Annotated in this window: 23 protein-coding genes and 1 pseudogene; 11 read left to right on the forward strand and 13 right to left on the reverse strand. The window is 46.1% G+C overall.

Features of this window, described 5'->3' with window-relative positions:
- Positions 1 to 65: 65 nt before the first annotated feature.
- The gene (locus D328_RS0117490) at positions 66 to 1,109 is read right to left on the reverse strand and encodes a BMP family lipoprotein (RefSeq protein WP_018886328.1); all 1,044 of its coding nucleotides are present in this window, start codon (positions 1,107 to 1,109) and stop codon (positions 66 to 68) included.
- Positions 1,110 to 1,432: 323 nt separating this feature from the next.
- On the opposite strand from D328_RS0117490, the gene D328_RS0117495 reads away from it, so the two are divergent.
- Positions 1,433 to 2,830: a hypothetical protein gene (locus D328_RS0117495; protein ID WP_018886329.1), complete on the forward strand. Its 1,398-nt coding sequence runs from the start codon at positions 1,433 to 1,435 to the stop codon at positions 2,828 to 2,830.
- 140 nt (positions 2,831 to 2,970) lie between these two features.
- Here D328_RS0117495 and D328_RS0117500 read toward each other — a convergent pair whose 3' ends face one another.
- The gene (locus D328_RS0117500; RefSeq protein WP_233426217.1) at positions 2,971 to 3,828 is read right to left on the reverse strand and encodes a GGDEF domain-containing protein; all 858 of its coding nucleotides are present in this window, start codon (positions 3,826 to 3,828) and stop codon (positions 2,971 to 2,973) included.
- Between the two features lie 146 nt (positions 3,829 to 3,974).
- Positions 3,975 to 4,865: an EAL domain-containing protein gene (locus D328_RS0117505; RefSeq protein ID WP_018886331.1), complete on the reverse strand. Its 891-nt coding sequence runs from the start codon at positions 4,863 to 4,865 to the stop codon at positions 3,975 to 3,977.
- A 391-nt stretch (positions 4,866 to 5,256) separates the two neighbouring features.
- On the opposite strand from D328_RS0117505, the gene D328_RS30355 reads away from it, so the two are divergent.
- The 7 genes from D328_RS30355 (at position 5,257) to D328_RS0117540 (ending at position 14,045) form a co-directional block, all read left to right on the forward strand.
- Positions 5,257 to 7,023, forward strand: coding sequence for a sensor histidine kinase (locus tag D328_RS30355; RefSeq protein WP_018886332.1), 1,767 nt, complete (start codon positions 5,257 to 5,259; stop codon positions 7,021 to 7,023).
- Positions 7,020 to 8,585 carry a response regulator gene (locus D328_RS0117515; protein ID WP_018886333.1) on the forward strand — a complete coding sequence of 522 codons (1,566 nt, stop codon included), beginning with the start codon at positions 7,020 to 7,022 and terminating at the stop codon, positions 8,583 to 8,585. The genes D328_RS30355 and D328_RS0117515 overlap by 4 nt, the downstream gene beginning before the upstream one ends.
- Before the next feature lie 177 nt (positions 8,586 to 8,762).
- Positions 8,763 to 10,016: an ABC transporter substrate-binding protein gene (locus tag D328_RS0117520; RefSeq protein WP_205622133.1), complete on the forward strand. Its 1,254-nt coding sequence runs from the start codon at positions 8,763 to 8,765 to the stop codon at positions 10,014 to 10,016.
- A gap of 75 nt (positions 10,017 to 10,091) precedes the next feature.
- Positions 10,092 to 11,036, forward strand: a complete 945-nt coding sequence (locus D328_RS0117525) for a carbohydrate ABC transporter permease (RefSeq protein WP_018886335.1) — start codon at positions 10,092 to 10,094, stop codon at positions 11,034 to 11,036.
- The gene (locus D328_RS0117530) at positions 11,033 to 11,869 is read left to right on the forward strand and encodes a carbohydrate ABC transporter permease (protein WP_018886336.1); all 837 of its coding nucleotides are present in this window, start codon (positions 11,033 to 11,035) and stop codon (positions 11,867 to 11,869) included. Before D328_RS0117525 ends, D328_RS0117530 begins: the two co-directional genes overlap by 4 nt.
- Positions 11,870 to 11,889: 20 nt before the next feature.
- Complete coding sequence (locus tag D328_RS0117535) at positions 11,890 to 12,720, forward strand: glycoside hydrolase family 43 protein (protein ID WP_018886337.1); 831 nt, start codon at positions 11,890 to 11,892, stop codon at positions 12,718 to 12,720.
- Positions 12,721 to 12,746: 26 nt separating this feature from the next.
- Positions 12,747 to 14,045, forward strand: a complete 1,299-nt coding sequence (locus D328_RS0117540; RefSeq protein WP_018886338.1) for a Gfo/Idh/MocA family protein — start codon at positions 12,747 to 12,749, stop codon at positions 14,043 to 14,045.
- An 84-nt stretch (positions 14,046 to 14,129) separates the two neighbouring features.
- Here the strand turns inward: D328_RS0117540 and D328_RS0117545 are convergent, their stop codons facing one another.
- The 8 genes and pseudogenes from D328_RS0117545 to D328_RS31055 all read right to left on the reverse strand — a co-directional run.
- On the reverse strand, positions 14,130 to 15,065 hold the full coding sequence (locus D328_RS0117545) for a VOC family protein (RefSeq protein ID WP_018886339.1): 936 nt from the start codon (positions 15,063 to 15,065) through the stop codon (positions 14,130 to 14,132).
- A gap of 46 nt (positions 15,066 to 15,111) precedes the next feature.
- Positions 15,112 to 16,218: a GerAB/ArcD/ProY family transporter gene (locus D328_RS0117550; protein ID WP_026281244.1), complete on the reverse strand. Its 1,107-nt coding sequence runs from the start codon at positions 16,216 to 16,218 to the stop codon at positions 15,112 to 15,114.
- Positions 16,219 to 16,252: 34 nt separating this feature from the next.
- Positions 16,253 to 17,431, reverse strand: a complete 1,179-nt coding sequence (locus D328_RS0117555) for a Ger(x)C family spore germination protein (protein ID WP_018886341.1) — start codon at positions 17,429 to 17,431, stop codon at positions 16,253 to 16,255.
- Positions 17,432 to 17,443: 12 nt separating this feature from the next.
- Positions 17,444 to 18,955: a spore germination protein gene (locus D328_RS0117560; protein WP_018886342.1), complete on the reverse strand. Its 1,512-nt coding sequence runs from the start codon at positions 18,953 to 18,955 to the stop codon at positions 17,444 to 17,446.
- A 343-nt stretch (positions 18,956 to 19,298) separates the two neighbouring features.
- On the reverse strand, positions 19,299 to 21,023 hold the full coding sequence (locus tag D328_RS0117570) for a GMC family oxidoreductase N-terminal domain-containing protein (RefSeq protein WP_018886344.1): 1,725 nt from the start codon (positions 21,021 to 21,023) through the stop codon (positions 19,299 to 19,301).
- Complete coding sequence (locus D328_RS0117575) at positions 21,010 to 21,681, reverse strand: hypothetical protein (RefSeq protein WP_018886345.1); 672 nt, start codon at positions 21,679 to 21,681, stop codon at positions 21,010 to 21,012. The genes D328_RS0117570 and D328_RS0117575 overlap by 14 nt, the downstream gene beginning before the upstream one ends.
- Before the next feature lie 136 nt (positions 21,682 to 21,817).
- Complete coding sequence (locus D328_RS0117580; protein WP_018886346.1) at positions 21,818 to 22,378, reverse strand: SMI1/KNR4 family protein; 561 nt, start codon at positions 22,376 to 22,378, stop codon at positions 21,818 to 21,820.
- Between the two features lie 197 nt (positions 22,379 to 22,575).
- A pseudogene (locus D328_RS31055) lies at positions 22,576 to 22,710 on the reverse strand (DNA-binding response regulator); the annotation flags it as partial.
- A 281-nt stretch (positions 22,711 to 22,991) separates the two neighbouring features.
- Between D328_RS31055 and D328_RS0117590 the strand changes: the two are divergent.
- On the forward strand, positions 22,992 to 23,960 hold the full coding sequence (locus D328_RS0117590; protein ID WP_018886348.1) for a cation diffusion facilitator family transporter: 969 nt from the start codon (positions 22,992 to 22,994) through the stop codon (positions 23,958 to 23,960).
- A gap of 168 nt (positions 23,961 to 24,128) precedes the next feature.
- On the opposite strand, the gene D328_RS0117595 is transcribed toward D328_RS0117590, so the two are convergent.
- The gene (locus D328_RS0117595) at positions 24,129 to 24,950 is read right to left on the reverse strand and encodes a DUF2785 domain-containing protein (protein ID WP_018886349.1); all 822 of its coding nucleotides are present in this window, start codon (positions 24,948 to 24,950) and stop codon (positions 24,129 to 24,131) included.
- A gap of 179 nt (positions 24,951 to 25,129) precedes the next feature.
- Between D328_RS0117595 and D328_RS30730 the strand changes: the two genes are divergently transcribed.
- Together D328_RS30730 and D328_RS0117605 are read left to right on the forward strand one after the other, a co-directional pair.
- A complete protein-coding gene (locus tag D328_RS30730) occupies positions 25,130 to 25,300 on the forward strand; it encodes a type II toxin-antitoxin system HicA family toxin (protein ID WP_018886350.1) in 171 nt (56 codons plus the stop codon).
- 21 nt (positions 25,301 to 25,321) lie between these two features.
- Positions 25,322 to 25,705: a type II toxin-antitoxin system HicB family antitoxin gene (locus D328_RS0117605; protein ID WP_018886351.1), complete on the forward strand. Its 384-nt coding sequence runs from the start codon at positions 25,322 to 25,324 to the stop codon at positions 25,703 to 25,705.
- Positions 25,706 to 26,119: 414 nt separating this feature from the next.
- On the opposite strand, the gene D328_RS30360 is transcribed toward D328_RS0117605, so the two are convergent.
- The gene (locus D328_RS30360) at positions 26,120 to 26,581 is read right to left on the reverse strand and encodes a hypothetical protein (RefSeq protein WP_018886353.1); all 462 of its coding nucleotides are present in this window, start codon (positions 26,579 to 26,581) and stop codon (positions 26,120 to 26,122) included.

The following is a 26,581-nucleotide window of genomic DNA, read 5'->3' on the forward strand; positions in this document are numbered from 1 at the left end:
GCTTGAAATAGCAGCAAAACCGGCTGCCTCATCGGGCAGCCGGCGAATCACTCTATGGCTGAAGCTTATGGCTGCAGCGGATCTTTCACGACGATTTTACCAGATACGATATCATCCTTGATCGCTTTAACCTTGTCTACAACTTCTTGTCCAACAAAAGCGTTCAGTGGAGTCTGGCTATCACGTGTTACATAAGTAAGACCCACTCCATCTTCTTGCAGACCGTAGTTCACAGCACCATATTGAAAGTCACCCTCGACAAAATCCTTCACGGTCTCATATGCAACGGTATCTGTAGATTTCAATTGTGAAAGGACAATATGCTCTGGATCTTCAACGGTGCGGTCCGTGTCCTGACCAGAGGTGTAGAAGCCCTTCTCCTTGGCCGCCTCGAACACTCCAAGATCGCCTACAGCAGACGCTCCAGCGATGAAGTCAGCTCCTTTGCCGAATTGCACCAGCGCCAGTTCCTTCGCTTTTGCCGGATCATTGAAGCCACCCACATAATTCACCAGAAACTCAGCGTTCGGATTCACAGATTCCAGGCCTGCCTTAAAGCCCTCCGTATATTTCTTGATCAGGGGAACGTCCATCGCCGCAATCATGCCGACTACGTTAGACTTGGTGGACAATCCAGCCGCTGCGCCGAGCAGATAGGCTCCTTCGTATTCGCGGAAGCCGACACTACGGACATTCGGCAGATCAATGGTCGTGTCAATGATCGCGAATGGCTTGTCCGGATTCTCAGCAGCTACCTTCTTAAGAGCATCCTCCGCCTGGAACGTAGCTGTGATGATCAGATCATAATTCTCAGCTACTGCTGCACGCAGATTTTGCTCAAATGCTGCTGGGTCTGTAGACTCGATCGTTTTGGCATCCACCTTGAAGTCTGTACCAGCTTTTTTGAAGCCCTCATCCATTTGGACGAAGAATGGGTTGACCCCGATTTTCTCAGGAAGAACGAGTGCAACTCTCAGAGCTTTGCCGCTATCGTTTCCACCTTCAGCCCCTTGAGTGGATTGTTCGTTTTTTGTAGCAGATGTGCCACATGCCGAGAGCAAAATGGCCAATATAAGGATAGATAATACGAACGAAAAGCCACGCTTCATTTTTTATAATTCCCCTTTTCGATATTCTTTGTTATCATCCTAGCGGAAAATGTCGAGCCTTGTCAATAAATCTTTGAAGGTTTACACTTCATTCGTAGATTTTTATGATTTTGATCATAGACAACTTCCAATTCCGTGCAATTTCTTCCTGATTTCCTCATTGACAGCGTATCAGGTTCATGCTAAATTCAGTGCAATTCTGATTCCTAAATACGATATATCCAATCCGTTTAGTAGGATTATATCGCAAATGTTCTCTTCGGGCTATCCCCACTTGGGTGCCAGCATACATAATTCATAATATTTTATAGGAGGAATCACGCTTGAGAACCTTATCTCGCTTCACCCTGGCAGCCTTGGCTGCTGCACCGCTTGCTCTTGGCAGCTTCAGCCTGCCCGCTTATACCCCTTATGCTTCTGCACAGGCGGCTACTGTCGTCTCGAACCCACAGGCTACTATCCACAGCGATAGCGCTGCTGATTTTGCCCAGTTTCTGAAAGTAAAGCTCAATATCGAACTGCCTGCTCAGCCAACCCAAGGGGATTTTCTGCTGGCATTGGCAGCAGTTGCTCTGGATGGAAAGGTTACCGCAGTAGATGGCACGGCTCCCGAATTCAGTGATCTTACAACGGGTAGTGCACTATATGATGCGGCTGCATCACTATACAATGCAGGTGTGCTGACAGATACTGAGGTGAAGGCTGCTGACCGTCTGAGCGCTCTGGATGCAGCTCTGATCGCCTTCAAGGCCTCCGGCTTGAAGGAGCTAGCTTACACCTATCCCGATGCTAAAATCGCACGGACTTTGAGTCATGCCGGCATCAGCAGTAGCCTGGTAACAGGTGAAGCCGCCCAAGAGCTGGCAGCCGCCATCGACACTGGACTTGTGCCCGAAAGTCTCTATCCTGCACTTCGTGAAGGTGGAGCGGCTAGCCGGGATTACACCAATACCCTGCTAGGACGAATCCTCGTGAGTCAGGGAAAATACAAGCACAGCATTGGCCGTACGAACGATGCGGATATTTATTCGAAGCTGTACGCCGCCTACCGCTCAACTGGATTGGTTGAGGTACCAGAGCTGAGATCCATTCTGGATCAAGCACTACTGACAGATCTCGTCACAGGCTACAACCTGAAGGACAGTCGCTTTGATTCCAATTTCATTGATGAATTGACGCTGACCTACGGTCACGACGATATCAAGCATGCTGTCCAGCTTGTTGGCCTGCTGCGCAGTGAAGGCATTGATGCGGCCGTTCAGCTCCAGCCGAAGACATCCGCCTTCATCTATCTGAAGGAATGGGGCGAGCCGAAGGAGACACCGGATTATAAGGTAGTACAGATCGAGAATGGTAACTATATTGCGTATGCGAAGGAATACGACATTCAGTTCGAATTCAAGAATACGGCAGACAAAGCCCGCTTCGATCAGATCATTGCCCAATATGCCAAAAAGAATAGCGATTCCACTGCGAAGCTGATCTATGGTTCTTGGTGGCAACCACTGTATTATACCAATACTGCATTGAACGGCTATCCGGTCATTGCTAACAACAAAATTTCACTTGGCAACTATTACGGCCAGTCCTTCTCACTCAAGGAACAGACCGGAGCGATCGCAGATGGTCTGCGCAAGCTTGCACCTGATGCGACCGTATCGAGCTACACTTTCTGGGTGGACCAGCCATTCTTCAATTACCTGAACGGTGAATCCGAATAACACGAGTAGCACAGCAGGGCTGCACATCCGTAACAATCTACTTAACGGATGCTGCAGCCCTTTCTTTACCTGAACATCTTTCTTAAACATTCGATATCAACTCAACCTACTCACAACTAATTCAGTATTTTCATGCTCAACTATGAATATAGCTGCTGGCTGATTGTCGTTTGCTTCTCATTGGTACAGATAATGCTGCCCGATACAGACTTGCATATCTTTTTGATGCGGGTGGCCTCATCCACAATCTGGTCCACACTGTCATACTTGCACTCGCTGTTCGTCACTACGGCAATGGACATGGATACCAACGGAATTGGCCGATGCTGGCCGGACCGACCTTCGCCGAGTACGTAATTATTCTGCAGATCCTCCCGGTTATAGAATGCTCTCTTCATCTGTTCAAAATCAGCTATGACGTCCTCTGATACTTGCCGATAATGATGATGGTTCAGCATGGCTATGAAGTCATCTCCCCCAATATGACCAAGAAATGCTTCGGGAAGCACACAATGCCGACGTAATAAGTTGGCGGTCTCCTGAATCAGCTGATCCCCCATTTTGAAGCCATAGCTGTCATTATATGATTTGAAGAAATCCAGATCTATGTACAGAACGCTATAGGAATCACATTGGTGGGTCTGATGCAGACGGTCATCAATGATACGATTTCCAGGCAGGCCCGTCAGCGGATTCATGAAGATCGCCATTTCAGCCCGTACATCAGCAACAGCCAGCAACAGACGGCGGATACTCACCGCTCCGCTTAGACTTCCTTTCGAGGTCACCAGCACCAAATCGTACAATTCCTCCTCTGTGCGATTCATAGCCTGAATACTTACTTCTGTAATCTGCTCGGCATAATCTACGACAAGCGGTCGTACGTTCATGACCAGGCTGACCGGACGGCCCATGTAGAGGGTATATCCATACTGTGAGCCGATCTGTTGAAAGAAGCGAGCTCGCATCATCAATGATGGAACACCATCCTCTCCCATGATCGCAATTCCTTCCAGATTAGGTTTCATCTTAAATAGACGATATACAATATCGCATTTCGTATCTGGCGCTACTACAGGAATGGTTTCTGCTATATCTCCAATTTGCGTAAATATACCGTTCACCTTCTCTTTGTCATAGCTAATTAGTTACTCTTATCTGTATTTCTTAACCCCGCTTGGCCAAATTCAAGCTTTGGGAACTTTAATTGAGGATCTGGTCGTCCCAGTGCGTACCCTTGTCCATAATCAATGCCTTCACTTCGCAAAAATTCAATCTCCTCATCTCGTTCGATCCCTTCAGCTACGATATAGGTGCCCGAGCCAGCAGCGAACTCCTTCAATAACCTGACAAGGTGCTGCTGATCTGAGTGGACATCGGCGTATCGAATCAGAGCTCTGTCCAATTTGATGAAGTCCGGCTTCAAGCTAATAATGGCTTTGAGACTGCTATAACCAGAACCGACATCATCAATTGCAATTCGGAAGCCTTGTGCCCGATAGTTGGACAGAATCCGTTCAAATTCAAGATAATCATGGACCGCCTGCTTTTCGGTGAGCTCAAGGACAACCTGCTCTGGTGACAGACCATGTACGTGAAGGAGATTGACCGTCTCTCCACTCCGATAATGGGAATCAGCCAGCACCTGGGGATGTACATTCAGAAATACGACGGCCTCCTTCGGGTCTCTGTCTACCGGAAAGGAGGCTCTGAAGCGTTCGATAGAAATTTCACGACAAAACCGTTCGAAGGCAAAGACCTGATCGGTATGACCGATGAATTCATAGAAGGATTCTGTGCTGGGAAAACTGCTTGACAGAGGTGGTCGATTTAATATCTCGTAGCCGAGGCAGCTTCCATCCTGCAGATTCATGATGGGCTGAAAAAATGTCGTGAGCCGATTGTGACTCATAATCTTATGGAGCTCAGAGAACTGTCGATATGTAATCATTGTCTTCCGGGCATTATTATGAACATAGGTAAGAAAATTGGTGAACTGATTCGTATGTGGGTATATAGAAACCCTTTTTTTCATGAAAATGCATCCTTTATGCCTATAGTGAGAGCGGATATATAGCCCTATAGTATCATTTGGTTGCACGAAAATCATCAACTACACGTAAAATCTTGTTAATCTTATGCCTTAATAGAGTCACATAAAGCTTACTTTCCGCAATCTTACCCCACCCTTCATCATGTGAAAGCCCTAGGTGGAATAAGCTTCCCCTCTGACAGAATAGAAGAGACTATATGATTTTCTGTATCACTTGTTTGCCTATGACAGCTCATCTTCTTCATCAATCTAGATAGCTTTCAAGTCCGTAATTAAGAAAGTTACTAATAGATTTCTGTGAAAGAGGATGCTATTCTAAAAACCAATTCGATAAAATAATGCATAAATCGACAAGCGTTGAGGAGGGACGTCTATGCGCATACACTGGTTCAAAATACGAAAACTTCAGCCAACATTGTTAATTATGCTAAGTCTGCTTGTTTTGATTCTAATGACACTAATTAGCATTGTTGTCTATTACTCAACTTCTAGACTGATTTCTTCAAAACTAAGCGAGTATTCACTGTCTGAGTTGGAACAAATGAATTACCAAGTGAACCAACGCATGACCTCAATTCGGTCAGCTGCACTATCTATTGTTATCAATCCAGAAGTGATCTCAATCCTTCAGCATTCCAAGGGATCGGATATATATCAGCAGATTCGCAACAATGAGATCGCCACTCGTATTCTATCCAATGCAGCTTATTCGAGAAACGATATTAGCGAAATCATGATTGTAACCGACAGAATGGATATTTATAACTACTCTAATCCGAATGGCTTTTATGAGCTAAGCCGCGCCGTAGAAAAAAACTTTTGGTCCTATGTGGAGTCACGTAAAGAAGGATTTATCCCCCCTCGCAGCAATGATATGCGCAGCGATGGAACAGGCACAAAAATTATAACCTACTTCCATGAAATCACTAAAGGAGAAACTCGATTAGGCTATGTCTTCATCAATCTGCATTTCAGCAGCTTAAATGATCTATCGGGGTTACGTTCATCGAATGGAGACCTAATTTATTTTGCCGATGAAAACAATGAGATCTATGATACTTCCGGAGCTAAGCTGTCTGATAGAGCTACTCATGATATCGTAACTTCTTTTGCGGATCAAAAAAAAGGATATACACTCACTTATCTTGGCAATCACAAATATTTAAGCGTTTTCAGTTCACCGAACGACTTCAATTGGCGAATTATTCGCTTTAAACCCTATGGTGACGTAGTTGAAGGTATGCCCGCCCTCTTCACACGATTATTGCTTGTTGCTGCTTGTTGCTTCGTACTCGCGGTAACTGGTGCGGTATTATTCTCACAGTCAGTTACTCAGCCTCTAAAACGGTTGATTCGACAAATGAATAAGGTAGGCCATGGCAACTTCAATATTGAATTAGATTCAGAATATACTAACGAAATTGGACAACTGAATGAAAAATTCTTAATCATGTCTTCAAAAATTCGAGAATTAATGGCAGACAGTGAGCGTGAGCAAAAGCAACTCAGGGAAATGGAACTTCGGGCACTTCAATCCCAAATCAATCCTCACTTTCTTTACAACACGTTAGACGCCATTAATTGGATGGCGATCCGACATCAAGCACCGGAGATTAGCAAGATGACTGCAAACCTCGGAAAAATATTCCGATTGAGCCTTAATAAAGGCAGAGAGTTGACATCGGTGTCCGCTGAACTTGCTCACTTGGATGCTTACATTCATATTATGCGTCACAAATACCAAGACCGCTTCCATTACGTCCAGCATGTCGATCCCAGCATGCTTACTTGTGAGACCATCAAAATTATATTGCAGCCCTTAGTCGAAAACTGCTTTGTTCACGGCCTCTCAAGCAACAAGGGAGCAGGCCTGATCGAACTCAAAGGTATCTACTGCGGGGATGACCTGATTTTTCATATCAAAGACGATGGAGTTGGGGTGAACCCTGAGATGTTAAACGAGGCGCTGAAACAGGGTTTGGGGTCGGTTGGATACGGTATTCATAACGTAAACGAGCGGATTGGACTTCATTATGGTCAGTCTTATGGCCTAAGCTATCTAGACGTAGAACGGGGAACACTTGCACAGATCAGACTACCTCGGCGATTGTTTCAACAAATGGAGGAGGACACACATTGAGCGAATTACGAGTGCTACTTGTAGATGATGAAGACTTTGTTCTGGAGGGATTAAGAGATGCCGTTGAATGGAGTGACTACGGTATGCAGGTCATGGGGTATGCCAATAACGGAAAAGAAGCAATAGATATACTTTCAGACTCCGCAACTCCGATTGATATTGTCTTTACGGATATAAAAATGCCGATCATGGACGGCTTCCAATTAACCGAGTTCATCAAAACGATGAAATATTCGTGTAAAATTGTGGTGCTCACAGGACATGACGAATTCGAGTTTGCCAAAAAGGCAATTTCTTACGGAATATTTGAGTATCTTCTAAAACCCATTGAACTAGATGCGATCCTAGAAGTGCTCGAAAGGCTGTCTGAGACTATCAGCTCAGAAAAGGAACGAATGGATGAGACCGCATGGGTAGAGAACAAGTTGCAAGAAAGCTTGCCTCTTTTGCAAGAACAACTACTGTTCAGCATGTTAAAGGGCGACTATGAGCCAGAACTGATGGAATTTATAGGCCTGCCCATGGAGGCTCCATATTACCAGGCAGTGATTGGCTATGTGTTGCCTACTCTTACAGCGGTGCCTAATTTGGATTTGATTCGACAGAATGTGTGCACTGCGGCAGAATCGTGCGGTGATCCTGTCGCACTACTCTATAATGTCAGAGGCATTATTCTTCTTATGTCTTTTACAACGCCTGAAGATGCAGTGCAACTTCAACTAGTTTTGAACGAAGCTTCCCAGGGAATTCAGGCTAGACATCATGTATCTTTTCAGTTTGCTTACGGCAAGCTATGTGCTGTTCCCTACCACCTACCCAAATCGTTCCAGGAGGCTCGTGAAGCAATGAAGCTAAGGCTATTCTCCGTTGAGGAGCCTACGGCCGGATGGGAAGAATCCTTTGTGAACGATCAGACTTTATTCCCGGACAAAGAACGTCAGAAGCTGTTAAATGCAGTATACGTCCGTAACGAAGAATTAGTCGAGCAGCAACTGAATCGTCTTCAACAAGAGTACAAAAAGTCAGAGACCTTATATCCGGCTGGTTATATCCATAAACTAAGCAGCGAATTAATCATGCTGCTTTCCCTGATTCTCTATGAGCTTAATGAGACATCCAGTTCGCTGGCCTCTGAATACGTCAGTGCTTTTCAAAATATCCGAAAGCATAGTCATCCTGACGAAGTTTTCCCACTAATCAAAGCTCTGTATAAACGTTTGATAGATTACCTTCCCGAAACTACGGACAAAAAGAATCGTCAGACTATTCGCGTGTGCCTAGATTTTATTGAAAGTCATCTAGATTCGGAATTACGACTAGAAGAACTTGCTCAAATGGTATTTCTTACGCCAAATTATTTAGGTACCTTGTTCAAAGAGGCTGTAGGGATAGGGTTTACTGAGTACGTTACTCAACAACGGATGGAACGGGCTAAAAAACTGCTGCTGTCACCAGGTAGCCGGGTATACGAAGTGTCACAAAAGGTCGGATACAAAAACGCACATTATTTCAGTAAACTTTTCAAAGAATACACCGGAGTCAAACCATCACAATTCAAGTGATGTTCTAAGGAAGTCATTTCTCCGTTGAAATGTGTTCGTTTTCGTAGTTCTATTATCTACTTAATGAAAGCGCTTTATAATAGAATCTAAATTGTAAGCGAGAACATTATACAAAAGGAGATCAATCTTATGAAATGGAAAACTTGGTCAATCGCCGTTCTTTCCGTAGCCTTACTTATGCTCTCAGCTTGTTCGAACAGCGGGAATGGAACTGCTGATACAGGTAACGGAAAGGAAACCGTGGAACTGCGCTTCGCCTGGTGGGGGTCGGAAGATCGCCACACCGCTACTCTTGAGGCGATCAAGATTTTTGAAGAAAAAAATCCGGGTATTAAAATCCTCCCAGAATATTCGGGTTTTGACGGATACGAGTCCAAGCTACAGGCTCAGGTCGCAGGCAACAGCGCTCCCGATCTGTTCCAATCGACCGGAGATATCAACAACCGGCTTGGCATCGACGCCCTTCTGCCTCTGGACGATACATTGGACAAGACAGGTATGAACACAGCCGTCATGGAATCCGTAGCCATGGATGGGAAGACAGTCGGTGCTTACATCGGCCTTGCCACAGATGCTTACCTATACGACAAGACATTACTTGACAGTCTCGGAATTGAACCTCCGACGCCCCCCTACACCTGGGATGACCTAGCAGCCAAGTTTAAGGAAGTCTACGATAAGTCAGGCGGCAAAGTCTATGGTGCTGTCGATTCATCTGTTGCCTTTGACGTATTTAAAACATTTGGTGTTACTGCACTGGATGCACCCGAACCGTTCCCGAACGACGCAATAGCCTACACGTTCACTGAGGATCAAATTAAATCCTATTACCAATACTGGGCTGATCTTCGCACTTTAAACGCGGTAGCACCTCCTGATCTGTCGGCAACTTCCGATGATTCTGCCAATTCGTTGATCGTAAAGGGAAAAGTCGCCTTCGTTCCCATTGCATCCAGTTCGTTCAGCCGCTTCCAGAGTCAGACTAAAAATACATTAGATATGGTCATGATGCCTCAGAGTGCCACGACCCAACGAACCGTGTTGCCGGGTACAAGCCAGTTAATCTCCATCAGCACGACCACGAAGCATCCTGAAGAAGCCGCAAAATTTCTCAACTTCTTCGTTCATGATACCGATGCAGCCAAAGTCCTGAAGACAACCCGTGGTGTTCTGCCTACCGAAGAGCAGCAAGAAGCGCTACTGTCGACCTCGGATCTGTCCGAAGGAGACAAGAAGAACATCGCATTAATCCAGTCAATTAACAAGCTTGAAGGCGTAACCATAGCTTTTCCTCCGAATGGCCCACAAGTTCTGAACTGGAAGGGTCTGATTGAGAAAGTCGGTCAGGAAATTGCGTTCGGTAAAGTCAGCGTCGATGAAGGCGCAAAAAAACTAATGAATGAAGTGAACACCGCATTTGGCGGCAAGTAATAGCAGGATCACTGGAGCGGGCACAGCTCGCTTCAGATTTCACTGCTTTTCCACGTCAGAAAGGAGTAGGAGCCCATGGAAACCATACGAACCTCATCGGCCCTTATCGACCAAACTAAGAAAAAGTCAAATCGCTTCAAAAAGCAAGCTTGGGTTGCCTATTTGTTCTTGCTGCCATGGCTCATCGGATTCTTTGGATTGACACTTTGGCCATTCCTTAATTCGCTGTATTTGTCTTTAACCGAAACCACACTGCGAAGCTCGACCTTTGTCGGACTGCAAAACTATATCCAGATGTTCCAAGATCCGCGCTTCCTGAAATCCATGGAAGTGACGCTGACATATGTCCTTCTTTCTGTTCCATTGAAGCTTGCTATGGCACTGTTTGTCGCTATTCTGCTGTATAAGGCTTCACTCGGCATGACAATATACAGAACCCTCTTTTACCTGCCTTCCCTGATCGGCGGAAGCGTCGCTGTTGCGGTCATGTGGCGCAATATTTTCGGAATGGACGGTTTGCTTAACAGCTTTCTGAGCCTGCTTGGTATTGCCGGAAAGGAATGGCTCGGGCAGCCTGATTATGCTCTTTATGTTCTGATCATGCTTGTTGTATGGCAGTTCGGATCTTCAATGGTTATTTTTCTAGCAGGTCTAAAAAATGTCCCAGGAGAACTATACGAAGCGGCCCAGATAGACGGTGCAAGTTCATTATCCCGATTTTTAAAAATCACACTTCCGATGATCTCGCCCATTCTTCTGTTCAATTTGATTCTACAGACGATTAGTTCTTTTCAAGTGTTTACTCAAGGTTATATCATCACTAAGGGCGGCCCTATGGACGAAACTTTGTTCTCCGTATTGTATATTTACGACCTTGCTTTCAAGCAACAGCGTATGGGTTATGCTTCTGCTGTTTCCTGGAGTCTGCTTATGCTGATCGCGGCCGTGACAGCCATCATATTCCTGACCTCCAAGCGCTGGGTGTATTATGAAAATGACGCGAAAGGAAGTGGGAAATGATGCAGTTGAAGCCCGCCATTATCGGCAAAAATCTCCTACTGATTCTCATGTCTTTTACGATGGTCTATCCCATCATTTGGCTATTGCTCGGCAGTTTTAAAGCCAATAATGAAATTTTCACAGTAACAAGCCTTTGGCCAACTCAGTTCCATTTCAGTAATTATGCAAAGGGCTGGGATGCTGTTCCGGGTTACACCTTTGGCAATTTCATCATCAATTCGCTAACCATCTCACTTTTATCAGTAGTTGGGTGTATTCTCTCCAGCTCACTCGTTGCCTTCCCTTTCGCAAGGATGAATTTCCCGTTGAAGAAACTATGGTTCTCCATTCTGCTTGGAACCTTGATGTTGCCTACGCAGGTGCTGCTGATTCCGCGTTATGTCATGTTTTCTAATCTGGGTTGGATTAATACGATTCTCCCACTTGTTTTGCCATACTTTCTGGCCAGCAATGCCTTTTTTGTATATCTGATGATTCAGTTTTTAAGAGGGCTGCCCCGGGATTTGGACGAGGCCGCTCTGATGGATGGCTGTGGTCCCTTTCGTACATTCTTTAGCATTCTGTTACCGAACTGTAAGCCAGTACTCTACACCATGGGAATTTTTTCATTCCTATGGAGCTGGGATGACTACTTCGACCAACTGCTCTATTTGAACGAAGTGCGTAAGTACACCGTGCCTTTGGCTTTGCAAATGTTTGTGGATAACGCTGCTCAGATCAACTGGGGATCTCTGTTCGCCATGTCCATCGTAGCTATTATTCCCCCAGTCATTATCTTCTTCATTGCGCAAAAACACTTTGTCGAAGGCGTTGCAACTAGCGGTATTAAATAAAAGAAAGACATGAGGATATTATGTACTTACTTAGTTACTTTAAAGAAGAAGCGGAAAGTCTATTTCTCGCAGAGAGTGTGGACGGCCTATCTTGGACAGAACGAAACGGCGGCCTTCCTATACTGACATCGTCGATTGGGACTGGACAAATCCGTGATCCCTTTATTCTTCAGGACAAAAGCGACAGGTTCCATGCGCTTTGGACGGATGGCTGGAACAGTCTTAGCATCGGCTATGCAACAAGCCTCGATTTGAACAACTGGGAGGACATGCGACTTATTCCGCTAATGCACCAGTGGCCAGATACTCAGAACGTGTGGGCGCCGGAAGCCTTCTATGACTCCGTTCATGACTTCTACCGGATTATTTGGTCCTCCACCGTAAAGCCAGGTCCACGAGATCATCGAATCTGGTCCACGACCACTCGTGATTTCAAATTATTTACGGAGCCAGCCCTGTTTTTCGACCCTGGATTTAACGTGATTGATGCTTCGGTTGTGACAGTAGATGGCGACCAGCTTCTACTATTTAAGGATGAGCGGGGACGGAATGAACCTGGCACCGACTTCAAAGCGATTCGTTCATGCCGAATGGAGATTACATCAGATAAAGTTGTTTTCGGTCCACTCTCGGATCTGCTAACTCCTCCCCTCTTGGAAGGACCGACGGCTTACATGCTTCCGGAAAATAATCAACTCCCGTGGAAATGGGTTCTCCTGGCTGATGGCTTTCATGAGGGATATTATGCTGCTTTCGGATCCAATGATCTAGCCAGCTGGAACCGGCTCTCTAAAGATATAATCCGACTTCCTGCCGGAATTAGACACGCTTCTGTACTCTGTCTGATGTAAATATGAAGAAAGAAGGCGCATAATCTATGAAAAAATATGCTATATGTGGAGTCAGCAACCGCGCATTAATCATGTTTATAGAACCCATGCTTACCACTTATGCGAAGGAACATCAGATCGTCGCCTTGCTGGATCGTGATCCCCTTCGTTTTGATGTAGCAGTAGCTCAGTTTCCAGCTTTGACCCAAGTGCCGACCTACGGCCCGGAGGAGTTTGAACGGATGCGGCAAGAGACGGGCGCAGATACGATCATCGTTACTAGCAGGGATGATACTCATATTGATTACATCCTTGCTGGTCTCAAGCATAACCTGGATGTATTGTCCGAAAAACCGATGGTCACAAACGCTGCGGATGCAGTAAAAGTGATGGAAGCCGAATCACGGAGTAAAGGAAAGGTAACGGTCTTGTTCAACTACCGTTACAATCCGATACATCTTCGGATCAAAGAAATGATTCGGGACGGTAAGCTTGGCCGGATTACCTCTGTCGATTTGAACTGGTACGTGGATACCTTTCATGGCTCCAGTTATTTCCGCAGATGGAACAGAAATCGAGAAATCTCGGGAGGTCTTTCCGTTCATAAATCAACGCATCATCTTGATCTTGTGAATTGGTGGCTAGACCAGCAGCCAGAGGAAGTGTTTGCCTTCGGAGCCTTGAACTATTACGGTGCAAATTCTGAATATAATCCTGCTCAAGTGGATGGACGCTACTGTGAAACGTGTGATGTCCGTGAAGACTGCGCTTATGTTATGCGTTGGTCGTCGGCAGATGTCCGTGACGACCACCTGCGTGCGGAAGACAACACCACACCTAAATACACCAATTACCGGACAGACGCATGTATCTTTGATTCTGAGATCGGGATTGAGGACACATACACAGCTACCATACGATATAACCAAGGTGCACTCCTGAGTTATTCCATTAATTTCTCGGCGCCTTATGAAGGATACCGGCTAGCAATCAATGGTACAAAAGGTCGAATTGAAAGTACTGAATACCACGAACCTAGCCGGATCTCTTTTCCTATTCCACAACAAACGATTGACTATTACCCTCTATTCGGAGCCAAGGAAATCATTTATGTGGTCCGTGGTGAAGGTGGGCATGGCGGCGGTGATCCAGTGTTGCTTAATGACCTGTTTGGGCGACCGGACAAGCACCGAGGTGACGATATCCTTGCTGGATCGCTAGCAGGAGCTTGCTCTATTGCTGCAGGTGAGGCAATGTGGCGGTCCATTCAGGAACATCGATCCGTTCCGATCCAAGAGTTGCTTGCTGGATCGACTGGAATACGTCCCATAATCCATTCTGTCTGACCCCTACTGATAGAAAGCATGTGGTACAGTTCGATAGATAATCCTCCCCCCAATACCCATAGAACTGGGTATTGGGGCTTTATTTTATTGTGGACCATCAAAGGCGGCTTGCAGTTCAGCCAGATTGAACTTCTTCATGCTCATGAATGCTTTCGTTACTCGCTCACGCTGCTCTGCCGTACCCTTGTTCATAAAGTCATCCATATTGGCAGGAACTACCTGCCACGAAATCCCGTACCGATCCTTGAGCCAGCCGCACTGCTCGGCTTCTGGTACAGCAGATAAAGCCTCCCAATAATGATCAATCTCCTCTTGAGATTCACAGCGAATCATAAAGGATATCGCTTCATTGAAGCTGAATGCGTGCTCCATGGCACTATCCATAGCCGCAAGCCAGGTTCCCTCCAGCATGAAGTCGGTGAACATGACCGTACCTGCTTGATTGGGCTCCTGACCAGGTCCATAGTGCTGCAAGGAGCCTGGGGTGGAATGCCGAAAGATGGAGAGGTAGAATTCGCGTGCTTCCTCTGCTCTGCCAACATTTTCACCAACGAACATAAATGAAGGGACAATCGGAGGACGGGGTTCGCCCGCGGGATTCGTCAGCATCAACTGCCAGGTAACACCATATTTATCCTGTATCCAGCCGAAGCGCTCACTGAACGGATACTTGTCCAGCGGCACTAGCGGCGTACCTCCATCGGACAGCTTGGACCATACCTCGTCCAGCATAGCGCTTGCGTTCGCTTCGCGGGATGGATCAAAATTGACAATGAAGGAGATGGACGGGTTGAGCTTGAAATAAGGCCCTGCCGAGATTGCCTGAAAAGGAAGTCCCCAGAGGGTGAAGGAGACGAGATCACAATCACCTGAGGGCGTATTCTGCAAGAGCGTTGTATGGGTGACCTCTGAATTCGGAAATATCGAACAATAGAACGCTGCAGCATCGGTCGCTTCTCGATCGAACCACAGATGTGGAATCAGTTTGTGACGCTGTGAATCGTTTCTAACATTGGACATGATCTTTCCTCCTCACGAATTGTATAAGCTGATTGTAGCATGATCATTATGCATGGCGAGAACGAGTCTTCCTCCTGCGTTGTCTCCACTTCCCAACTACCAGCAGCAGCAGGGGCAACCCGAGCATGTTGATTGGTAGCGCGATCGGCACCCAATAGTTGATCAGATAATTGGTGGAGGCTTGCGATACATCCTGTGGAATCAAGGCGAACGCAAACATCACCGGGGCAAGGATCCATATTAGATTTCTCCAGTTACGAATATTCAGGAACTTGGCTGTTCCATAGCAGGCAACGAAGAAATAGACGGACAATTTGATGAAGACACTCGCAATCCAGACCACGACAGGCACAGCATCAAAATTGTCAATAAAGCCGAAGAGTGAGATTTTTCGAGCCAACTCAAAAAAAGGGTACCACATCGTAGAGGCCAGCGTACTTCCAATGGTACAAATTATAGTTACGGTCGTAACGAGCACCATGAAGCTAGCCAATAGTACAGCCCAGAATACGTAGGAAGACTTATGCGGCTGCTGTTTCACGAACGAAGCCAGCATTAGATATTCTATGGAATGTCCCAGATAGGACGCAGGGGCAAAGGCTCCCTTCACAATCTTCAGCATGCCACTGTCTGCGTAGACCGGTAGGATCTGACTCCCATGAACATTAAAAATATTCGCAACTAGCACCACGGCTACCATGATCAATATGATGGGGCCCAAAAATTCGCTGCATCGTCCAACTCCCTCAATCCCCCCTATGTAGGTCACATATACAATCAGAAGCACCATCAAGGCAATGATCGCTTCTTTAGGTGTCTTTTGCAGCAGCATGACTTGAGCCAAATCAGAGAACTGACGGAGCACAATCGGGATGATGGTGTACCACTGAATAATGTACGTGACAATCACCAGCTTGCCGAGCCATGACCCCAGGATCTTCTGACTGGACTCTACGAGAGTTAGAGCGGGCTGCAGCTTGGATGCCTGGGTAGCTAGTAGGGCTACGAGCATGGCGATGCCACAAGCAACAATGATAGACATCCAAGCATCCTGAGAGTCGACTTGCAAAGCAGGTGTAATTGTCATCACCAGGCTCATCCCCAAGTTCATCGTCATGATCATCCAGAATACCTGAATACCTGTTAGCTCCATCTTCACTGTTCATTCACCGCCTCTGCTTCGTTAATCATTTCGAACTACCTGCATGTGCAGGCTTTTCAGTCTTCCCGGTACGTACAATCTTGATCTTACTCACCACTTGCACAGGGGTCGTCGGGTACACATCGATCCACTGAGACTTCAATTTTTTCCAGATGTAAGGCCGCCTGTGATGTACGATTTCACCTAATCCGAAGATATCGGATTTCAGTTCATTTTTGATATGCCGAAGCAACCCCTCCATGTCCTGCGTGATCTGTGTGGACAGCAGCATTTCAATCTTTCGCATATTCTCCTCCTGGGTTACGTCCAGACTGGAGTCGTTATCCACAGCTCGCACAGTTGACTTGAGTTCAATTCGGAATTCAGGCATACCGTCCCGGATATTCAAGTGTATTTTTTTCTTGCTGTCAACGAGCTCCACTCCGATAATGCCTTTATATCTTTGACTTTCCGGCTCGACTCTTACTGTAAATCTTGTCTTGTATTTCTGCTCAGACCACCAGCGTAGCAGCTTCGCTTCTTCCCCTTCGAGGAAGCCCACCAGCCTATTACCCTGGTACATTGCGATTTGGTCAATGATGAACGTCCTATTGGAGGGGTCCTGCTCCATCAACCGAATCCCACCTGTGGTAGCTGACCTTCCCTCGGTTGCAAGTGCAGATGCGTATTGATCAATTTTCACACCAAAGCTGATGTTGTTGGATTGAATCTTGGCCATTCCGATACCGGAAATCAGCTCAGGAAGGTACGGAGTTGACAGAACTTCTTTGGCAGTTGCCCCTTTTGCTGTCAGTACATAGCTGTTGTACCGGCTTTCAGGCAGTCGGGTAAAGGTATCTAGCACCTGATTCACCCCTTTTCGGGCGTATCGTTCCCCAAAGACAATGACGCTCCGGTGCCCAAAATGAATGGTACGCGACATTTGCAGTTGCATTTTACCTAGAATGTCAGATGAATTCCTTCCTTTGGAGGATAGGACAATAATGGGCTTTTTCTCTTGTCCACCAGACTTTACAGCACTGGGAATTCCTGTTGGCAATGCGATCTGAACAGTGATCTCCAACTGCCCATCCTCTGTCAGATCAACGCCGCTCGCCATGACAAGCGCTAATTCATCCATCTCTTTGCGGTCCCAGCAGCCCGTAATCATGCCCGGTATCAACAATATCAGTAAAAATCGCAGGACTAATGGTAATCGGGCCATCCCATCTCCTCCTTAATCCATTCGATGCTTACTGTAGTGATGTCGTTTGCGTAGCACTCTCCATGGGGCACGGATAATAGAGTCAGCCAAGCCCGCCCATTGAAATGGCGCAATCGGTGTCATATAAGCTGTCCCGAAGGAGCTCATGTTGACCAGATGAATGAGCACAGCTAGCAAGCCAACCGCCACCCCATATAAGCCAAGGGTTGCCCCCAGAATCATGAGCGGGAATCGGATCAGGCTAATGGCTTGACTCATGCCAGGATTGGGAATGAGAAATGAAGCAATCCCGGTCGTGGCAACCACAATGATCATAGGAGCAGATATGATGCCAGCCTGAACCGCAGCCTGTCCAATAACCAGTGCTCCAACGATACTGATCGTCTGACCGACCGGGCGTGGCAAGCGAATACCCGCCTCGCGAAGTGCCTCGAAGGTAATCTCCATTATGAGTGCCTCCGCCATAACGGGAAATGGTACGACCTCCCTGGCTGCTGCAAGGCTAAGCGCAAGAGAGGTCGGAATCATTTCCTGCTGAAAGCTGGTTATCCCTATATACATGGCAGGCAGTGCCATCGCTAAAAAAGCAAACATATAACGCAGCCAGCGAAGCATCGTTGCGAATATGAAGCTCATATAGTAGTCCTCGGCTGTCTGGAAGCCGAACCAAAAGGTGATGGGAAGCACAAGCGACATGGGTGTACCGTCGATCAGCACAGCGACCTTTCCTTCGATCAGAGAGCCTGCTACTACATCCGGCCTTTGGGTAGATTGAATGGTCGGAAAAGGAGAATTGGGATGGTCGTCAATGAACTCTTCCAGATATCCCGACTCCAGTACACTATCCATATCAACCTTGGAGATGCGCTTCTTTACTTCATCAACCACGCTCTGTTTTGCATAGCCTTCTATGTATACAATCGCGATATCGGAATGTGACAGACTACCCACACTCATTCTTTCCATCTTAAGCCTTGGGGTACGTAGTCGTTGGCGCAGTATGGCAATGTTGATGTCCAGCTTCTCAATGAAGCCGAAGCGAGGTCCGCGAATGATTGCTTCGGTCGTCGGCTCCTCCAGATTCCGGTGCAGTTTGTTTCCAATCTTGAAGGCATAGGCTTCTGAGAAGCTATCGACGAACAGGATAATTTCTCCCTTGACAATCCGTTGTATAATATTCCCCATATTGCGAATCATTTCTGGCTGTACCGTGGATGCCAGCTTGTGACCTAGCAGCTCATACAACTGGGCCGGACTCTCGACATGGGATCGGTCCTGTAGCATTAAAGGCTGCAAAAAACCGATATCCCACATTTCACTATCGACCAATACATCCAGATAGATGGCAACTCCAGGCATCGATCCAAGGACCTGCAATCGGCGTATGACTAGATCAGAGCAATTAGCAAATTGTTGCTTCAGCAGATCAATATTCTCATCCATCTGGGAGGAAATATCCACATGTATTGCAGATTCCAGTCCCTTCAACTTTTTTTCGAAAGGATCTTTTTTACCCCGTCTCATCCTTCTCACCCCCTGTACTCCAAGCTTAAGCTTAAAATGTCCTTTTTTTACTAATTTATGCAGAGGCAAAAATCAACTTAACTTCAAATAGCCCCACCAAAGGGTGAGGCTGCCGCTTAACTTCTATCGTATGCTTTTCCTTGGCTGAACATTATTCATGATGATGGAGTCAGAGTATGGATGAAGGGCAAGCATGTGTATACTGAAATACTGATATATTTCTGTTTCTGTTCAATCTCCTAGAGAGTGGTGAGCTGATGCGAACGGTTGGGAAGGCGATCGTCCTGGGGCTTTTGCTGGTGCTCGCAGGCATGGTCATGTATTTTGTCGTTGGTGCAGGCAATTAGGAAAAATATTTGTGTGCAATGGCCTCGGCTGTTCTGGTGGCTAATGCTTGTGTGGTTAATGTCGGGTTTGGGCCACCAATGCCATTAAAATGCACACTATTATCCGCAATGAATAGCCGTTTGACCTGGTAAGCTTCACATTGACTATCCGTCACAAATCCCATTCGCATCGTGCTCTCCAGATGTAGCATGAAGGAGAAAGGAGTGTCGGATCGAATAATCGTTCTCGCTCCCGCCTTCCGCAAGGTCTCTGAAGCGTACTTGGCCAGCTGGTCTCGTCGTTGTAATGTCTTGATGCTCGGCCTGTAATGAATGACCGGAATCGGGCCATGCTCGTCTTTCAGAATGGGGTCAATGCCTACTCTGTTATGGTACTGTGTCTCGTCATCGGTGAGCAGTAGCATCGTCATCGTCCGGTTGTAATTCATCATCAATTCCTTCAATTGCGGACCGACAACTCTGCCCCGAATATCCCATGGCTCTCCCTGCACAGGTGGATTCAAAGCATCATAGCCCGCTTCACTAAAACCATAGGTCAAATAAGACATTAAGCCTGGACTCAGACAGGACACTTGGAAAATACCCGTTCCCGGAATGTCCACTCTGGCGCCCGAGGTGTGTCCAGCATACGGATAGACATCATTCGTGCCGAGGATCTTCATCAGATCCTGTTCATCGAAGACGCCTCCTACCCAGTCAAAGCAGTGATTCGTAAGTCCCCTACCTACCCATTCATTATGCGGCAGTTCCGAATTGAGCCATAGACGCGGCGATTCGATGCAGCCTGCTGCCATGACGACCGTCCTGGCTGTCAGCTCCCCTATCTCACCCGTCCACGTATCCCGAAACTGTACACCTGTGGCCCGAACTCCACCTTGTGCATCATGTCCGGTCAGAATCTTGAAGACATACGAATTGGGACGAATAGCTACATTTCCGGTCTTCAATGCAAGAGGAACGTAACTGACCAAGGTGCCACGCTTGGCAATTCGATCTACGGAGGGGCCAACACTACAGCCATTCACACAATTCCCCTTCAAAGTGCAGCCTTCCATATGGGATAATTGCTCCAATGAATAGTTCGGGTCCATGAGATGCTCATTGACCGGCAATATAGCATTAGGGTTGGGACGATAGCCAGGTGTAGTCACATTCAGGGTGGGATTCAGCGTCCAGCCTGCTTTTTTCGCTCCATAATAGAATAGCTCTTCCTTGGGAGTCGTTGGTGAAAATTGTACTGGCAGCGTTGCCTCCACACGCTCATAGTAGGGCATTAGCTCACGATAGCTGATGGGCCATATTCCATCAACCGCCGCCGGAAATGCACGAGGGGATTGACTCCAGTAATGCTGAGTCGTCCCACCAACTCCAGCAATTTGCCAGATCGCTCCCTTTTGCGGCGTCACCCGATTCCAGGGAACACGACTTCGATCAGCTGGGCCAAAGCGAAATACGCCAGAGATCAGATCGTTCATATTGTTCTCATAGGCGTTATAGATGTCCTTATAGATGCCTACATCCAGATCTTGATAACTGGAGCTCCATTCACCGCCACGGTCACTATTGGGATGCGGCCATTTCTTGTTACCAATCCAGGGGCCTGCTTCAAGCACGAGCACCTTTAGTCCCAGTTCCCCAAGCTCCTTGGCAACTACGCCTCCTCCGCCTCCAGAGCCAATAACAATAACGTCCGTATCGAAAGCCGAATCAGTTGGATACAACTGTGGATGTCCCCCCTTCCCGAACGATCGTTAGCTCATACCCCATGAACACGCGGTAGCCCGGCTGTACACCAGGGTATTTCACCTGCCTCCAGCTTATCGGAAAGTATTCCAGTCTTCGCTTGGTAGGCGTCAACAATCGAGTACTTCCATAGGCGTTCCACTCCGAATAGTTGCCGAACATCAGTTGTCTGTTCAGGATACTCACCATGAACCTGACCCAGCCACCATTGTAGGTGTACGGTAGCGGTAAGTCACCCAGGTCGATCTGCACCTCTTCCAGCATAGAAAGCACACGAATACGATCCATTGGTGTTAACGATGCAAACGGGCTAATACCCCAAATCTGTGGATTCGGTGGGCACTCTGTCTGCTGCGCTTGCGTAAACTGTACAGCTCCGGAATTGAGCAGATGAGCCGTTGGTCTTGATAGCGGTATAACCGATGGCCCGAGGCCAATCACTACCGAGAAGGCATGATCCAGCTCCCAGATCATATATTCGTGAATGCATAATTCAGCTGCCCCAGGCACCTGTTCAGCCCCATAGACGGCGAGCGCTGGCGTGTTCGGAATAAGTGCTTCGGCCAGTGCCCAAAAGGTTGTGACAGTACAGACATCGACGCTGGTAGCATAAGCTTGAGCCGGATGCATATTCATCCTTTTCCCCTCCCTAACGGTCCAAGCATAGACGAGCCGATTATGAAATAGCGTGATTAGTAATAACTATTCCAGGGAAGAAGGATTATGCTTCGTACTATGTCCCCCATCTCTACTCCTAACTCTACTTCTGGTGCTATTCTTCTACCAGCTCTGTCCAAAACGGAATACGCTTGATTCTATCAAATTCGATGAGGTTGTATGGCTTTTCCCCGAACTCTACCTTCAAGTATTCCTCAAGATTCTCTCCATAGTAGATGATGTCTGTCTGATACACAGAAAATACTGGGTTCCCTGCCTCCGTGGGAGTGGAAGGAATGTAGCGGTGAGAGTAGATCGGTATGAGTCTCGGCACGCTCCTGCATTCATGGATGCAGATTTCCTTTGCAGCAGCTACATTGTCTGGTCTGCTTCCCCATGATGGATGCCAAAAATTATTATGCTCGACATCAAACAGCATGCCATCTAACGGCCACTTCAAGCGGGTACGAAGGCTATGAACATTCGACTCCGAAAAGTCCCGCCAGTTGGGGAATTTATCGCCACTAGGCAATGCATGCTGCAATAGCTCCTTCAAATCTGGGGGGAAATCTATCTGGTATGTAGTCTCAATCAGCTGAATTTCATCCTGTGTCAGACCCTCTGTCAGTTGAACTCCATGTTCTCGTAGTCTGTTGCATATCTTCTTTACATTCATTTTCGTATGTCTCCTAATATGGATATAACTAAATTAATCCCAATCCATGAATAATCGCACATCCCAACAAATACATCCTTCTGATAGGTACAGTGTCCACAGCTCAAGTACATGATGTGAATTTCCAATACCCTGAAGGACCATTCCTCCATGCTATCCAAGCCTTGGAGCATGGGATCCAGCAGGATCACATCCTATTCGGATGAGGTCGCAAGCTCTAGCCCCGTTAATCCATCATAGGCTACCGTCACCTCAAATGACTCATGCTGGAGCTCCAGCTCGATAAAGCGGGACAAAGGTTTTTCGTCTTCTATTACAAGTACTCTCTTCATCAGTATGCTAGCCCTCTCCTGCTCCAAATTCCGCGTATTCTCTACCTTTTACCGTAGTACACAGTATAGCGTATGAACTCCTAAGTGAAAATCCTCTCAATTAGATTCTATTCTCTATATTTTTTATAGATGCGTTGACACTGCGAGTAGAGCGTCATATAATGTGGATATCAAAAACATATGAACAATTGCTCATGTGTTATTTTATTATTTAAATTCTACTTATAACTTTCCACATTATGACTCATGTTACACCTACATACTAAAGGAGATGAATCTCTATGTCTGGACAGCACCACGGGCACGACCATGCACACAGTCATAATCACAGCAGTAACAAGAAAATACTTCTCTTCTCATTCATCATCATCACGGGTTACATGTTCATTGAGGCTGTTGGAGGATTTATAACGAACAGTCTGGCCCTGATCTCGGATGCTGGTCACATGCTGTCCGATTCCATTGCACTTGGAGTTGCCCTATTGGCCTTCACCTTCGGGGGTAAAGCTGCAGATGCCACGAAGACCTTCGGCTACAGACGATTTGAGATTCTGGCTGCCGTACTAAACGGTGTCACACTGATTGGCATCGCATTGTACATTTTCTATGAAGCAATTCAAAGATTCGCCAACCCGCCAGAAGTCGCAACCGTTGGCATGCTGATCATTAGTGTTATTGGGCTGCTCATTAACATTGTGGTGGCCTGGATGATGATGAGTAAGAGTGATACCGAGAAAAACTTGAATATGCGTGGCGCCTACCTACATGTCATCAGCGATATGCTGGGGTCCATTGGTGCGATTGCGGCAGCGTTATTGATGATGTTCTTTGGCTGGGGCTGGGCTGATCCGCTTGCAAGCGTGATTGTTGCGGTGCTTGTGTTACGCAGTGGCTTCTTTGTCACCAAATCATCCCTGCACGTACTGATGGAAGGTACACCGAAAAGTGTAAATATGGAGGAAATTGTGCAGACGATCCTGCAGGTGGATGGGGTCCAAGACGTGCATGATGTACACATCTGGTCTATTACCAGCAACTACAATGCTTTGACGGCACATATCGTCGTTGATGGAAGCATGGATGTGTATGGAACGGAAGCTCTGATCCACAAGATTGAGCATATGCTGGAGCACAAGGACATTAAGCACGTCACGCTCCAGGTGGAATCCGAGAAGCACATGCATGATAGCTCTGTTCTATGCACCCTCAAAGCCGATGCCCCGGATGCGCATGCCCATCATAATCATTAAGAGAATACAAGAAAGCCAGTGACACACGAGGTGCTCGCATAATCAAGCGACCGCTCGTACTGTACACTGGCTTTTCCTTTAAGAGAAACAGTCTTCTGCATGGTACTGTTTGCCTTTATTGTATTTGGAGTAGAGACAGGCAAGTAAGAGTACTTTCCCCGTACTTAATTAGGAATAGTATACTTGTTCTGCTTTATATAAAGTATGCTCGATAATTGGGCAGAGATCAGCATCCACTTTGTAAAATTTAATTCGAAAATATAAACTTTTCAAAAAGTTCTTTATATTATTTTTTTGCTTAAAGGCAAGCAGAAACTCTGAGGGCTTTTCCACATCACCAAAGCTTTGAATCCACTCTTCTACAGCAGTCTGACTAAGCATTTTTCTATTTAAAACACTGATTATAGATCTTACCATTCTTTCATCTTCCCCGTCGGAATACACTCGATCTGTTATGGTCATCTTTTCGTAAACCAAATCGAGGATGGCTAGGAGGTCATTCTCATTCAATTCAGAACATTGGGCCAAATCGTCTAAAGCGTCTGCTGCATGGGCTATCGCATGAGCCCAGCCTTTTTCTTCGTCATACCCACGGTAATCTCGCTCTTGCTGTATATTGTAAAATACCTTCTCCTTTATCAGATGAATACGCTCACCTGAGAGAAATGGAAATTTTTTATGCCTCATCAAGAGGAGTGGTATCACTAGCATAGAGAATGATCGGGTAAAGACTGAATCTGTATTTGTTTCACCAAGCCTATACAGCAAATGGTCATCATCCAAAACAATGGATAAGAGTTGTTCGAGTTCATAGGTTGTTAGCATATTACCCGGAATCCAGTTGGATAAGGTTGTATAAATGAGCTCATCACGTAGCTGGGCATCCAAAGAACCGATATGCTCCATCATTTCTTGTATCAATTGGAAAGTGTCTTGGGGTGGTTGATAGCTATTTTCTTTGATTTCAATTAACTTTTCCTTCAAATTCATTTTTCACACTCCTACTATAATCCATTCACTTGGTAGAACACTACACAAGCAACTATTTAATATTCCCTAAGTACAGTCAGGAATAATCATTCTGCCCAGTTGTTACTCATAACTGTGCATAAAACAATTGAAACGCGCATCAATGCGCGTTATAATATTTACAGAGGTGAGTAACAGGAATGAAGGGTTATTCTTCAAGAGAGATAATTAAAATCTTGAAAGCTAGTGGATGGTACCTTGTACATACTGTGGGCGATCACTTCCAATTTAAACACCCTACAATTAAAGGAAAAGTTACAATAACCCATCCAGTTAAGGATGTTGCAATACACATGGAAATTAATTGCTAATACAGAAAGGATGATTAGTGAATGAAGAAGAACTACACCTATCCTGCGATTTTAAGTTTCTCAGGAGAACATATTGAAATTTCTTTTCCCGACTTAGAGGAAGCTTTATCACAAGCTGATACTATTGAGGAAGCTGTCAAACGAGCAAATGAAGTATTAAAACTCACTATTGAAAGTCGGCTAGAAGATAAAGAAGAAATTCCCTCTGCTACACCTCTTAATGAACTGGAGCTCACTACTGGCCAGCGTACAATCGTAGCTACTGTTAATCTAAACGAAAAAATTAGATACGTGAGCAAAAACCTAACGATCCCAGAAGACCTGAATACAGCTGCAATGGATGCTGGCCTTAACTTCTCCCAAGTACTGCAGCGTGCACTTCGTGAAGAACTTAGTAACAAGTGATAAGTCACACAATAGACCCATCGACTATTTGTTAGTGGGTCTAATTTTACTATAAACAACATTTTAGTTCCTCGCATAAGCTCATATAAAATCTATAAGACTTTCTAGCAGTCTAACAACCACACTTGCACAAAACCACGGTTTCGTTAGTATACATCCTGTTCAACACGCTTTATCTCACAATTGTAATAAATTCTTTAATCCTTCTCTTGTATTATTACTACTCACTAGGCTCTTCCCATTCCGTATCCAGCACTAGGGCGCCACTTCCTTCATGGGAATCAACCGCTTAACGATCTGATCCGCAGATAGATGGAAGCTCTTACCACTCTTGTTGTCAGCCATATGATCACTCCCATGTGCACTTAAAAAGGATTATCTTACCTAATCTATTTATGAAGAAAATTCTGCAATTCAACCATTTCTTTCGAGCATATCCGTCAGATGCCGTAGCTCCTCCCCATATTGCCGCCTATCGAATTCCAGCGGAGCAAGCTTCGAATAATCCCAGTGCCCGCCCGCTGATTCCTCATTTCTATATGGCTGCTCATAGTCGCTCCAGACAATAGTATCTTCATGTACAGTGATCTTGACCAAGAAGGGCCAGCAGCTCGGTATTCCGCAATTGCAGCCCAGAAGCTGTATCTTGCCTTCCATGTTGAATCGATCGTCCTCTGTAAGTCTGCCTAGGAAATGTCCTTCAATATCTACCAAATCCTCTATGTCTAATCCCTCGTACCCGCCAGCAATATCCGGTTCAAACTGCATTTCGTAGCTTTTTACCCATTCAATGAACGGTTGTTGATTCACGTAGATATTTAAGACGGTATAATCCGACTCCTGTGAGGGCTCTATTTTAAATTGTATTACGTCCAT

The sequence above is a fragment of the Paenibacillus massiliensis 2301065 = DSM 16942 genome, from assembly GCF_000377505.1.
GTDB classification, from domain to species: domain Bacteria; phylum Bacillota; class Bacilli; order Paenibacillales; family Paenibacillaceae; genus Paenibacillus; species Paenibacillus massiliensis.